The organism is Agathobaculum sp. NTUH-O15-33, assembly GCF_033193315.1.
Classification (GTDB): Bacteria; Bacillota; Clostridia; order Oscillospirales; family Butyricicoccaceae; genus Agathobaculum; species Agathobaculum faecihominis_A.
The window spans coordinates 2,197,501-2,209,236 of the sequence record NZ_CP136187.1; the positions used below are offsets into that span (position 1 = coordinate 2,197,501).

The following is an 11,736-nucleotide window of genomic DNA, read 5'->3' on the forward strand; positions in this document are numbered from 1 at the left end:
CCGCATCCCTTTGGCGCGCAGCGCGGCCTTTCGTATCAAGTCCACCGGCACCACGGTCAGCGACAGCAGTGCGACAAGCGCCAGCTCCCCCATTGTCAGCGGCGCGGTGCGGAACAGCGTACCGCCCCAATAGACTAGACCGACCTGTATCAGCACGACCGCGCCCATGATGACGGTGAACAGGGTGTTTCTTTGCAGGTTGGCCATCAGGTTCAAGCGATACGTTCTTGTATTGAAGCTGTTGCATACGCCGCATAGGATGAACAGCGTAAAGAAACCGGTTTGCAAATAGATCGGTCCGGCGGATTGGCGGTACAGATCCTGAAAGACCGGCAGCTTCAAAAACGCCAAGCAAAGCGCGATGGTGTAGATGCCCATCCATAGTATCTGATGCAGCATATAAGGATTGAGCACCGGCTCGTCTCTCTTTTTTGGTTTCTCCTTCATATATTCCGGCAAAGGCGGTTCGCCCGCGAACGCCAGACCGGCCAATGTATCCATGATGATATTGATCCAAAGCATCTGCACCACGGTGACCGGGGTATCGATTTGCAGAAACGGCCCCACGATTGAAACGCCGACCGCGCACAGATTCATGGTAAGCTGGAAGATGACGAACTTGCGAATGCTTTTAAAGATCGTTCTTCCATAAAGCACGGCGCGCGTGATCGACGCGAAGTTGTCGTCCATCACAACAATATCGCCCGCTTCCTTCGCCACCTCGGTGCCGCTGCCCATGGCAAAACCGACATCGGCTTTCTTGAGCGCCGGCGCGTCGTTGATACCGTCGCCTGTCATACCGGCTACCAACCCGCATTGCTGCGCCACGCGCACCAGTCTGCTTTTATCCGTCGGCAACGCGCGCGCGACAACGCGCAGCGACGGCAACCGGCGCGTCAATTCGTCATCGCTCATGCGCTGCAACTCCGCGCTGGTCACGATCAGGCTATCCGTCCGGTCGAGCAGTCCGGCGTCCGCCGCAATGGCCGCGGCGGTCTCGCGGTTGTCGCCTGTGATCATAACGATCTGAATGCCTGCCTGCTGCGCCTCGCGGATCGCGGCCGGCGCTTCGCGCCGCAGCTCGTCCCGGATTCCGACAAGGCCGATCAGCGTCAGCCCGCGCAGATCGCTTTCACCGTTTACCGGATGATCGGCCACGGCGAGCGCCAACACGCGCATGGCCTTATTCGTCATGCCGCGCCACTCCGCTTCCAACGCGGCCTTGGAGGCAAGGGTGTGTCTCGCCCCCTGCTCATCTAAATAAGATACGCACGCGGGCAGCAATTTTTCCGGCGCCCCCTTGACCAGCGTCACCGCGCCCGCGCCGCCCAGCCGTACCGATGAAAATTTTCGCGTCGAATCAAACGGTACGCCGACCGTCTTAAGACGGCCCTCGATTTGCGCGGGTACCGGCGCAACCGCCTCGAGCAGCGCCCGATCGGTCGCGTTGCCGCCGAGCGCCCGTTTCCCGGAAAGCGCGGCGGCGTTATTATAGTAGCAGCAAAGCGCAAACTGCTCCCACAGCGCGCGGTGGCGCTTCATCTGCGCCAGATTTTCAAACCGCTGCCCGTTGCCGCAGACAAAGCCGGACACCTTGAGCTTGCCGCGCGTCAGCGTGCCCGTTTTGTCGGTAAACAAGATATTCAGGCTGCCCGACGTTTCAATACCGACCAGCTTGCGCACCAGCACATGGTCGCGCAGCATGCGCTTCATATTAGAGGATAGCACGACCGTGATCATCATCGGCAAGCCTTCGGGCACAGCCACCACGACGACCGTGATCGCCAGTGTCGCCGCGTGCAGCACATGGCCGATCACCGCGCCCGGATTTTGAAACTGCATGGCAATCAGCGCCGGGTCCATATCGCAGCTTAGAAAGAAAGAGTTAAATAGGTCGGCGCCCGCGACAAACAACCCGGCCGCAAGGCCGATCTTGCTGAGCACCCCGGCCAGCTTTTCCAAACGGACCTTGAGCGGGCTTTCCCGCGTGCTCTCCTGCATTTCGCGCGCCATGCTGCCATAGAATGTGCTGTCGCCCACGCTGGTCACACACATCACGCCGTCGCCCGCGCAGACGATCGCGCCGCGAAACAAGCCGCTGGGCGACAGAAAATCCTTTTCCGCGCCGCCGGGCGTTTTGCGCTGCTCGGCGCTTTCGCCGTTGAGCGCCGACTGATCGACCGAAAGCCAGCCCGAAACCAGCCTACCATCCGCGGGAATCCCTTCCCCCGCTTGCAGCAGCACGATATCGCCCACCACCAGCTCGCCGATCGGTATTTCGGTCACCAACCCGCTGCGCCGTACCCGGCACCGCGCGGCGGCGGCCTCCTCTTGCAGCTTTAAAAAAGCCGACTCGCTGCCGTATTCCGAAAGCGTTGATACAAAAGTCGCCAAAAAGATCGCCAGCGCAATGCCGACCGATTCAAACCAATTTGCCTCCCGAAACAATAGAATTACGTTGATCGCCAGCGCGGCGAGCAGGATCTTTATGATCGGATCGCCGAAGCTCGCTAAAAACTGCCGAAGAAAGCTCTGCCTTTCTCCCTGTGTCAGTTCGTTTGCGCCGTGCTTCTGCCGCGATTTTTCCACTTCCGCGCTGCTCAGGCCTCTGGCCCCGTCCATGTCCATAAACGTCCCTCCTCATAGGACAAACCTATGAAGGGGCGGCCGGATTTATGACCGTGATACTTGTGAACAGGTTCACATTCTGCTATAATCACAGGTAGATAATACCGCATTTGCAAAGGAGGGACTCCGCTTGCCGATCAAAATAGCCGACAGCCTGCCGGCGCGCGCCATTTTAGAAAGCGAAAATATTTTTGTCATGACCGAACACCGCGCCATGACGCAGGATATCCGGCCGCTGCGCATCGCACTGCTCAACCTGATGCCGCTGAAGATCGTGACGGAAACGCAGATCTTGCGCTGCCTGTCCAACACCCCGCTCCAGATCGAGGTCGATCTGATCCAAACCAAGTCCTATCAGTCCAAAAACACGCCGGAGGATCATTTACTTACCTTTTATAAAACCTTTGACGACATCCGTCATTTAAAGTACGACGGCTTTATCATCACCGGCGCGCCGATTGAAAACATGGCGTTTGAAGAGGTCGATTACTGGGATGAGCTGTGCGAGATCATGGACTGGTCCAAATCGCACGTGCATTCCACCCTGCACATTTGCTGGGGCGCGCAGGCGGGCCTATACCACCATTACGGCGTGCCCAAATATCCGCTGCCGCAAAAGATGTCCGGCGTGTTCCAGCACCATGTGCTTTACCCCAAGGAACCGCTCATGCGCGGGTTCGACAATGTCTTTTGGGCGCCGCACTCCCGGCACACCGAGATTCGGGCAGAGGATATCCGCGCGGACGACCGGCTGCGCCTGCTGGCTGAATCGAACGAGGCCGGCGTTTACATCGTCGAAGCCATGAACGGCCGGCAGATCTATGTGCTTGGTCATTCCGAATACGATTCGGACACCTTAAAGCTGGAATACGAGCGCGACCTCGCCAAAGGCATGACCCCGCAGGTGCCGCGCCACTATTTCCGCAACGACGACCCCACGAACGAAATTCTGGTCACATGGAAATCCACCGCATACCTATTCTACACCAACTGGCTCAATTACTACGTTTACCAGACGACGCCGTACGTGCTTGAAAAGATCTAAGACAAAGGATACTGCTATGATAGAAAAGATCGACGGCGCGCCGACGCTGCGGGATTGGCCGGTACGCATTTGGGACGAGGGCGAGATCCAGCCCCTCTACCGCCCGCATTTAGAGTTCTGGCTGAAGCAGGGATTGTCACTGGAACATCTCCTGTTCGTGCCCGCGCTGCCCTACCAAAAGAAGAGCGTCGAATATATGCTGGCGGTTCGCGACGGCGAGATTCTGCTGCTCTGCCGCGAAGGCGATACAGGGATCACACCGGTCTGCATCCGGCGGGATCAGCTTCGTTACGCCGCGCTGATCACCGAGCTGCTCTATAGCCGCCTTGACCTTTACTGGTCGGACGGCGGCGCGATCCACTGCTCTTCGGCGGCTTTCAACCGAACCACGCTTGATCTTTTTCTACCCGCGCTACACACGCTGCTTGGGCTGCCAATGGATTTTGATTGCCGGCAAGCCGCCGAGGCCCACCCGCGCCCCAGCGCGCTGGCGAACGAGCACTATGCGCTTTATCAGTTCGCCTTGGACGCTTACCGGCTTGGACCCGAAATCCGTGAATGCCATTGGCGCTATCTTCGCCCGGCGTTTTTCCGCCGCAAAAAAGCGAGCGAGGACGCCGCCGTGCTATCCTGCTGCATGCAAAACGGCTTATTTATACAGCGAATGCTCGGCAACCGGCTGGCGGCTTATTATTTTCCATGGCGCACAATCGGTTCGTCCTCCGAATACCGTTCGGCTGGCGCGGATACGTGGGAGATCTTCCTCGACGGACAGATCGGCGAACAGCGCAGCGCGGTCGAGTTTCTCCTTTTATAAGAAAAACGCCAACCTTATCGGGCATGAACTGCACCGATAAGGTTGGCGTTTTGTTATTCTTGTTTTTCCTGACCGATCAAATGACAAAGCGTCATCAGACTGTCGGACAGGTGCACGTTTTCCACCGGAATGCCCAGACCTTCCAGATGCAAATCTTCTCCCGTGAAGTTCCACAGGCCGCTGATCCCGTGATCGACCAGATCGCGCGCCAATTCGGGCGAGCGTCCGCGCGGAATCGTCAGCACGGCAACATCGGGCCCCCGCCGGGCGACATAGTCGAACAAGCCCGATGCGTCGCGTACCTCATGGCCGCCGAACTTACGGCCGACCAGCTCCGGATCGGCGTCAAACGCACAGAGCAGGCGAAAACCGCTCGCGGCAAAATCGAAGTTATTGAGCAGCGCGCGGCCCAGATTGCCCGCGCCGATTAGAATAGCGGTGCGCTGATCCTGCAGGCCGAGAATCGCGCCCAACTCCTCCAACAGCTTATCGACATTGTAGCCGTAGCCTTGCTGGCCAAAACCGCCGAAGCAGTTAAAGTCCTGCCGGATCTGCGATGCGGTCAACCCCATACGCTCGGCGAGCGCGCGGGAGGAAATGCGCTGTACGCCTTCGCCCTTGAGCTCGCTGATGTTGCGATAATAACGAGGCAAGCGCCGGATCACTGCTTTTGATACTTCTTGCTTGCGTTCCACAGGCACTCATCCTCTCTCCCGGCCACACGATTACAGGGCAGACACAGTCTCCAGCACGTAATCGGTGAATTCCTGCGCGGTGCAGCCGGTATCACGGCCGGTGACCACGTATTTCTTCTCTTCAAAAATGCAGATGTCGAGCGCGCGCTCAAGCTTTTTCGCCAGTTCCACTTCTCCAATATGCTCCAGCAGCATGACGGAGGCGCGCAAAACGGACGACGGATCGGCGTACTGCGCGCGGCCTTCCTGCACCATGCGGGGCGCGGAACCGTGAATGGCCTCGAACATGGCGTAGCGCTTGCCGATATTGGCAGAACCCGCCGTGCCCACGCCGCCTTGGATTTCGGCAGCCTCGTCGGTGATGATATCGCCGTAGAGGTTGGGCAGCACAACGACCTTAAAGTCGCGGCGGCGCTTTTCATCCAGCAGCTTCGCGGTCATGATGTCGATATACCAATCATCGAACACGACCTGCGGATATTCCTGCGCCACACGCTGGCAGGTATCAAGGAATTTGCCATCCGTGGTTTTGATAATATTCGCCTTGGTCACGCAGGAAACGCGGTTTTTGCCGGTCTTTGCCGCATAGTCAAAGGCCAAACGCGCGATGCGCTCACAGCCTTGCGCGGTCGCAACGGTAAAATCCAGAAACAGGTCGTCCGCGATTTGAACGCCCTGCGAGCCGACGGCGTAGCCGCCCTCGGTGTTTTCGCGGTAGAAGGTCCAATCGATGCCCAGCTCGGGCACCTTGACCGGACGCACATTCGCAAAAAGGTCCAGCGCCTTGCGCATGGCAACGTTCGCGGATTCCACATTGGGCCACGGATCGCCCTTGCGCGGCGTGGTGGTCGGCCCCTTGAGGATGACGTGGCACTTCTTGAGTTCTTCCAGCGTATCCGGCGGGATCGCGCAGCCAAGCTCGGCGCGGCGCTCAATGGTCAGGCCGTCGATCACGCGGAATTCAATCTTGCCGGCCTTTACCTTGTCCGCCAGCAGCACCTCAAGCGCGTGCTGGGACATCGCGGTGATCATGGGGCCGATGCCGTCGCCCCCGCAAACGCCGATGATAAGTTTGTCTAGCTTCTGGTAATCGATAAAGTCGTCCTGCGCCTTCATTTCTTCGATGCGCCTCAGCTGGCTTTCGACGACTGCTTCAAATTTTTTGATGATGGACTGGTCAATAGACATGGTCTGTATCCTTCCACTAAATTGATATTATTTTAACAAGTTTTCAGTGATCTGTCAAGTTTTCAGGTTTTACGCATTTTGCTGCTTGGCAAAATTGAGCGTGCCGCCCGCGAGCAGCGCGCCGCGCTGACGGTCCGATACCTCGCAGTCGGCCTTAAAGGTGCGGCCGCCGCACTGTACCGTTACCTGCGCGCCGCTTTCGATCTCCTCACGCACATGGGGCAGCGTGATCTCGTCCGCAAGACTTACGGCATCGTAATCGGCAGGGTCCGCAAAGGTCAGCGGCAAAATGCCGGAGTTGACCAGATTTGCCTTGTGAATGCGCGCGAAGGACTTGCACAGCACGGCCTTAACCCCCAGATAGAGCGGCACCAGCGCCGCGTGCTCGCGCGAGGAGCCCTGCCCGTAATTCGCGCCGCCCACAATGATACCGCCGCCCTGCGCCTTGCAGCGCTGCGGGAATTCGGGATCGACATTGATAAAGCAATAGCTGGAATAGTACGGCACATTCGAGCGGTACGGCAAAAGCTTGGCGCCCGCCGGCAGAATGTGGTCGGTCGTGATATTATCCTCGGTTTTCAAAACGATCTTGCCGGTGTACGAGGCTTCCAGCGCCTGACCCAGCGGGAAGGGCTTGATGTTGGGGCCGCGCACGACTTCGACGGCGGACGGATCTTCGGCGGGCTTCACGATGAGGTTATCGTTGACGTCGAAATGCTCCGGCATCTCTATTGCAGGCATTTCGCCCAGCGTGCGCGGATCGGTCAGCACGCCGGTCAGGGCGGAAGCAGCCGCGACCTCGGGCGAAACCAGATAGATCTGCGCGTCCTGCGTGCCGGAACGGCCTTCAAAATTGCGGTTGAAGGTGCGCAGGCTGACGCCGCCCGACTCGGGCGACTGGCCCATACCGATGCAGGGACCGCAGGCGCATTCAAGAATGCGCGCACCGGCTGAAATAATATCGGAAAGCGCGCCGTTTTTCGCCAGCATATCAAAAACCTGCTTGGAGCCGGGCGAGATCGTCAGGCTCACGTCCGGATGAACGGTCTTGCCCTTCAAAATGGCGGCGACCTTCATCATATCGTAATAGGAAGAATTGGTGCACGAGCCGATGCAGCACTGGTTAACCTTGATCGGCCCGATCTCCGTGACCTTCTGCACATTGTCCGGCATGTGCGGCTTTGCCGCCTGCGGCTCCAGCATGGACAGGTCCACCGTGTATTCTTCATCATACTCGGCGTCCGGGTCCGAGCTTAGCGGCACCCATACGTCGCCCCGTCCCTGCGCTTCCAGAAAGCGCCGGGTTTCCTCGTCGGAAGGGAAAACAGAAGTCGTCGCGCCAAGCTCCGCGCCCATGTTGGTAATGGTCGCGCGCTCGGGCACGGACAGCGTCTTTACGCCGTCGCCCACGTATTCGATAATTTTGCCGACGCCGCCCTTGACGGTCATCTGACGCAGCACGTCGAGGATGATATCCTTCGCGGATACCCACGGGCGCAGCTTACCGTTTAAGTACACCTTGACCATTTTCGGCATTGGAATGTAATAGGCGCCGCCGCCCATGGCGACCGCCACGTCCAGACCGCCCGCGCCGAACGCGAGCATGCCGATGCCGCCGCCCGTCGGCGTGTGGCTGTCCGAGCCGATCAGCGTTTTGCCCGGCGCGCCGAAGCGCTCCAGATGGACCTGATGGCAGATGCCGTTACCTGCCTTGGAATAGTAAATACCGTGCTTTTTCGCGACCGATCCGATATACTTGTGGTCGTCCGCGTTTTCAAAGCCGGACTGCAAGGTATTGTGGTCGATATACGCGACCGACCGCTCGGTCTTTACCTGATCCACACCCATTGCTTCAAACTGTAAGTAAGCCATGGTGCCCGTGGCGTCCTGCGTCAGCGTTTGGTCGATCCGCAGGCCGATCTCCTGCCCTACCGCCATTTCGCCATCCACTAGATGCGCCTTCAGGATTTTTTGCGCGATTGTCATACCCATAAAACTCAGTTCGCTCCTCTAAACTTTTTCCCGCCGCGCATGCAAGCGGGAACGGTTGCGGCTTCCACAGCCTTCTCCACGGCAGGCTAGCCCGCCGTGCCCATAAAAAAATAGAAGTGGTTTCTGTTGACAGAAACCACTTCTATTCTACCGCAAAAACGCCCCTTTGAAAAGGGCTTTTTGCCTATCGTTTTATACAAACATTTTCACCGATTTCCGCAGTAGCGAAAGCATTTTGCAGGGTCGTGCCCGTATTTCCTGCAAGAAACTCATAGTATGCCTGACTGCCGATCATGGCGGCGTTGTCCCCGCAAAGAGAAAGCGGCGGCAAATAAAGCGCCAAACCCAGCCGCGCGGCCAAATCGGTCAGCGCCGCGCGCAGGAAGGAATTGGCCGCCACACCGCCCGCGCAAACGATGTTTTTACCGCCCGACTGCTTTACCGCCAGTTCCAACCGCGGCACCAGCGTATCGACCACGGCGCGGCAAAAGCTCGCGGCGAGGGCCTCCCGGTCGAGCGCCTCCCCTTTTTGCTCCGCGTTATGCGCCAAATTGATCACGGCGGTTTTTAGCCCGGAAAAGGAAAAGTCCAGCGGCGCGTCCTTGATCTGGGAATGCGGCAGCTTATATTTCGTCGGATCGCCCGTTTGGGCCAGCTCATCGATCTTCGGCCCGCCGGGGTAGCCCACGCCCAACACGCGCGCCACCTTGTCAAACGCTTCCCCCGCCGCGTCGTCACGCGTGCCGCCTAAGATCTCAAACGTTGTGTAGTCCCGCACCATCACGATCTGGCTGTGCCCGCCCGATGCGATCAGTGTCAAAAACGGCGGCTTCAGCTCCGGGTACGCCAAATACACCGCCGCGATGTGGCCGCGGATATGGTGCACCGGCACAAAGGGCTTTTGCAGCGCGAACGCGAGCGATTTGCCAAAATTCGCACCCACCAGCAGCGCTCCGATCAAGCCGGGCGCGCAGGTCGCCGCGACGGCGTCCACCTCGTTCTTTGTCATGCCGGCCCGCTGCAGCGCTTCCTCAGTCACGCGCACCACGGCCTCGGTATGCCGCCGCGAGGCGATCTCGGGCACAACGCCGCCGTACAGCGCGTGCGTTTCGATCTGCGTATCCACTACGCTGGACAAAATGGTTCGTCCATCCTCGATCACGGCGGCCGCCGTTTCATCGCAGGAGGATTCAATGCTTAAAATTCTCATGGTTCCACCCGATCGTTTCGTTTTATCTCTGTATCACGTATCTGGCCCGCTCGGCATCCTCGCGGCGGACATAGATCACAAATTCATACAGGTAATCCTGCTTTAGGCCGATCACGCTTCTGCCGGAGCAGCCTCCTCGGCCGCGCAGTATATCGCGGCATCTGGCTTGGTAATCGATCCCCGCGCCACGCAGCTTTTCCCGCGCGTCATCATACTCCGTTTGCTCACGCGTGAGCAATATCTCCTGCCGGTTGAACACTGTGATCATGGTTATTCTCCTCACTCCGCCGCGCAAAGCGTCTTTTCCAAGCACACACAGTTGCTATCGCCCACATAAGGGCCGAAGCCCTCCGGCAGCGTCCGGTAGCCAATCCGTTCGTAAAACGCCACGGCTTCCGGCGTTTCCCGCGCGGTTTCCAGCACCGTGCGCGTATAGCCCAGCTGCCGCACCTGCGTTTCGATCGCTTCGACCAGTTGCCGCGCCGCGCCCTGCTTCCGGTAGGCAGGGCGCACATACACGCGCTTGAGTTCGGCGGTCGTCTCATCCAGCGGCTTCCAACCGCAGCAGCCGCAGGGCGTTTCCGCATCGTACAGCATGGCAGCGCCGGCGAGTTCGTTCAGGCTGTTATGCGTGCGGTAATCCAGATAAGCGTCGCCGAATCGGTCAAAATAAAAGTCGTCCAGCGCCTGAGACAGCAAGGTCAGCCCCTCGTCCGTGCGCTCCACAAATCGGCATTGCAGGGCGCTCATCGCATCGTTCCGTCGGAAATCGGCTTTTCCATGCAAACACAAATCTCATCGCCGATGAAATCGCCGTAGTTCGGCACGACCCGATATCCGTTCTTTTTATAAAACGCGAGGGCTTCCGGCATATCCGCGCCGGTTTCCAGCACGGCGCGGTGGCAGCCGCTCTTCGCGGCGTGCCGCTCCACAGCCTCCATCACCGCGCACGCCACCCCCTGCCGCCGGTACGCGGGTCTGACATACATGCGCTTTATTTCCGCCGTGACCGCGTCGTACGCGCGCCAGCAGCCGCAGCCCGCCGGTTTTCCATCTATGTATGCGACCACGGCGCAGGCCATGCCGGACAGCACATGGTATTGCTTGTAACGGTCAGCTGTTTCGCCCCAGCCCGCGCGGAAGAACACGTCCAGCTCAGCAACCAGCGCGACCAGATCGGCGTCGTCCACATCCACGAATTTTATATTCATTCCGCTTTCTCCTTTTTGTACCGCGTCATCAGCACCGCGTCCTCTTTGGGGGCATTGTAAAAGCCGCGCCGCACGCCGACGCGCGCAAAGCCCAAGCCCTCGTAAAGGGCGATGGCGGGCGCGTTGGAAGCGCGCACCTCCAGCGTGACAAACGATAGCCCCGCCGCCCACGCGCGTGAAAGCAGCGCGCCGACCAGCGCCCAGCCAACGCCCTTCCGGCGGTATTCGGGCAGGGTCGCAACGTTGGTGATATACCCTTCATCCATGACGGTTTGGCAGCCGACATAGCCGACGGCAGCACCGTTCATCTCCGCCACCAAAAATATACCGGAACCCAGCTCCTCGCGCAGCGCATTCTCGCTCCACGGCGCGTGAAAGCACGCCCGCTCGATCGCCGCGAGCGCGGGCAGGTGCCGTTCCTCCATCGATACGATGTTCATTTGCCCAGTTCTCCGTCCGGCCCACCCAGCTGGGTAATGACCGCCTGCACGCCCCGGTCGATCTCAGCCGCCGCGCGGCGGTAGGTCTCCAGATCGCCGCCAAACGGATCGGAGACATCCTCGGGCAGCAGCGTAAAAATCTTAGCCGCCTGATCCGGCAGAAGCGCGCAAAGCGAATCATAATGCGCGCCCGTCATGCACACCAGATAGCGCGCTCCCTGCGCGAGCTGCGGGGTCAGCCTGCGCGACCGGTGCGCGGCGATATCCGCCCCCCGCTCGGCCGCCGCTTTTACCGCGTTGCCCGATGCGGGCAGCCCATCCTGTGTAAACAGGCCCGCGGACGCGGCGCGCAGCCCCGTCTTCTTCTCCCCGCCGCGCGCACGGAACAGCCCCTCCGCCATCGGACTGCGGCAAGTATTGCCCGTGCAAATAAATAGTATCTCGTCCATCCTTTGTATCTCCCACTGCATGTCATCCGCATGTTTTCCCCCCACGCCGCAGCGCGCATTT

At 59.3% G+C, this 11,736-nt stretch carries 12 protein-coding genes (1 of these 12 only partly in view); 2 read left to right on the forward strand and 10 right to left on the reverse strand.

The features are described from left to right. Nucleotides 1-2,628: the 5' portion of a calcium-translocating P-type ATPase, PMCA-type gene (locus RWV98_RS10905; protein WP_317860708.1), read on the reverse strand. Its footprint begins 12 nt before the window's first position; only the first 2,628 of its 2,640 coding nucleotides appear in the window; the start codon lies at nucleotides 2,626-2,628; its stop codon lies off the left edge, out of view. 130 nt (nucleotides 2,629-2,758) lie between these two features. Between RWV98_RS10905 and metA the strand changes: the two genes are divergently transcribed. Beyond that, nucleotides 2,759-3,673, forward strand: coding sequence for a homoserine O-acetyltransferase MetA (metA, locus tag RWV98_RS10910; protein ID WP_280961172.1), 915 nt, complete (start codon nucleotides 2,759-2,761; stop codon nucleotides 3,671-3,673). Between the two features lie 16 nt (nucleotides 3,674-3,689). Then, on the forward strand, nucleotides 3,690-4,490 hold the full coding sequence (locus tag RWV98_RS10915; protein WP_317860713.1) for a hypothetical protein: 801 nt from the start codon (nucleotides 3,690-3,692) through the stop codon (nucleotides 4,488-4,490). Between the two features lie 53 nt (nucleotides 4,491-4,543). On the opposite strand, the gene RWV98_RS10920 is transcribed toward RWV98_RS10915, so the two are convergent. The 9 genes from RWV98_RS10920 to RWV98_RS10960 all read right to left on the reverse strand — a co-directional run bounded on the left by RWV98_RS10920 (nucleotide 4,544) and on the right by RWV98_RS10960 (nucleotide 11,675). Further along, nucleotides 4,544-5,185, reverse strand: coding sequence for a redox-sensing transcriptional repressor Rex (locus tag RWV98_RS10920; protein WP_280961170.1), 642 nt, complete (start codon nucleotides 5,183-5,185; stop codon nucleotides 4,544-4,546). Nucleotides 5,186-5,215: 30 nt separating this feature from the next. Further along, a complete protein-coding gene (locus tag RWV98_RS10925; RefSeq protein WP_280961169.1) occupies nucleotides 5,216-6,373 on the reverse strand; it encodes an isocitrate/isopropylmalate family dehydrogenase in 1,158 nt (385 codons plus the stop codon). 69 nt (nucleotides 6,374-6,442) lie between these two features. Then, nucleotides 6,443-8,365 (reverse strand): aconitate hydratase, encoded by a 1,923-nt coding sequence (locus RWV98_RS10930; RefSeq protein WP_317860717.1) that lies wholly within the window; start codon nucleotides 8,363-8,365, stop codon nucleotides 6,443-6,445. Between the two features lie 184 nt (nucleotides 8,366-8,549). After that, the gene (gene tsaD / locus RWV98_RS10935; RefSeq protein ID WP_317860719.1) at nucleotides 8,550-9,575 is read right to left on the reverse strand and encodes a tRNA (adenosine(37)-N6)-threonylcarbamoyltransferase complex transferase subunit TsaD; all 1,026 of its coding nucleotides are present in this window, start codon (nucleotides 9,573-9,575) and stop codon (nucleotides 8,550-8,552) included. A 22-nt stretch (nucleotides 9,576-9,597) separates the two neighbouring features. Continuing rightward, nucleotides 9,598-9,843 (reverse strand): hypothetical protein, encoded by a 246-nt coding sequence (locus RWV98_RS10940; RefSeq protein WP_317860721.1) that lies wholly within the window; start codon nucleotides 9,841-9,843, stop codon nucleotides 9,598-9,600. Nucleotides 9,844-9,854: 11 nt separating this feature from the next. Next, nucleotides 9,855-10,325, reverse strand: a complete 471-nt coding sequence (locus RWV98_RS10945; RefSeq protein ID WP_317860722.1) for a GNAT family N-acetyltransferase — start codon at nucleotides 10,323-10,325, stop codon at nucleotides 9,855-9,857. Continuing rightward, on the reverse strand, nucleotides 10,322-10,786 hold the full coding sequence (locus tag RWV98_RS10950; RefSeq protein WP_317860723.1) for a GNAT family N-acetyltransferase: 465 nt from the start codon (nucleotides 10,784-10,786) through the stop codon (nucleotides 10,322-10,324). Before RWV98_RS10950 ends, RWV98_RS10945 begins: the two co-directional genes overlap by 4 nt. Continuing rightward, nucleotides 10,783-11,226: a ribosomal protein S18-alanine N-acetyltransferase gene (rimI, locus tag RWV98_RS10955; RefSeq protein ID WP_280961163.1), complete on the reverse strand. Its 444-nt coding sequence runs from the start codon at nucleotides 11,224-11,226 to the stop codon at nucleotides 10,783-10,785. Before rimI ends, RWV98_RS10950 begins: the two co-directional genes overlap by 4 nt. Continuing rightward, complete coding sequence (locus tag RWV98_RS10960; RefSeq protein WP_317860725.1) at nucleotides 11,223-11,675, reverse strand: low molecular weight protein arginine phosphatase; 453 nt, start codon at nucleotides 11,673-11,675, stop codon at nucleotides 11,223-11,225. Before RWV98_RS10960 ends, rimI begins: the two co-directional genes overlap by 4 nt. Nucleotides 11,676-11,736: the final 61 nt, after the last annotated feature.

Excerpts from the sequence above, each read along its gene's own strand:
- RWV98_RS10915 (WP_317860713.1), top strand. The coding sequence starts at position 3,690 with ATGATAGAAAAGATCGACGGCGCGCCGACGCTGCGGGATTGGCCGGTA.
- RWV98_RS10925 (WP_280961169.1), bottom strand. The coding sequence starts at position 6,373 with ATGTCTATTGACCAGTCCATCATCAAAAAATTTGAAGCAGTCGTCGAA.
- RWV98_RS10930 (WP_317860717.1), bottom strand. The coding sequence starts at position 8,365 with ATGGGTATGACAATCGCGCAAAAAATCCTGAAGGCGCATCTAGTGGAT.
- tsaD (WP_317860719.1), bottom strand. The coding sequence starts at position 9,575 with ATGAGAATTTTAAGCATTGAATCCTCCTGCGATGAAACGGCGGCCGCC.
- RWV98_RS10940 (WP_317860721.1), bottom strand. The coding sequence starts at position 9,843 with ATGATCACAGTGTTCAACCGGCAGGAGATATTGCTCACGCGTGAGCAA.
- RWV98_RS10945 (WP_317860722.1), bottom strand. The coding sequence starts at position 10,325 with ATGAGCGCCCTGCAATGCCGATTTGTGGAGCGCACGGACGAGGGGCTG.
- RWV98_RS10950 (WP_317860723.1), bottom strand. The coding sequence starts at position 10,786 with ATGAATATAAAATTCGTGGATGTGGACGACGCCGATCTGGTCGCGCTG.
- rimI (WP_280961163.1), bottom strand. The coding sequence starts at position 11,226 with ATGAACATCGTATCGATGGAGGAACGGCACCTGCCCGCGCTCGCGGCG.
- RWV98_RS10960 (WP_317860725.1), bottom strand. The coding sequence starts at position 11,675 with ATGGACGAGATACTATTTATTTGCACGGGCAATACTTGCCGCAGTCCG.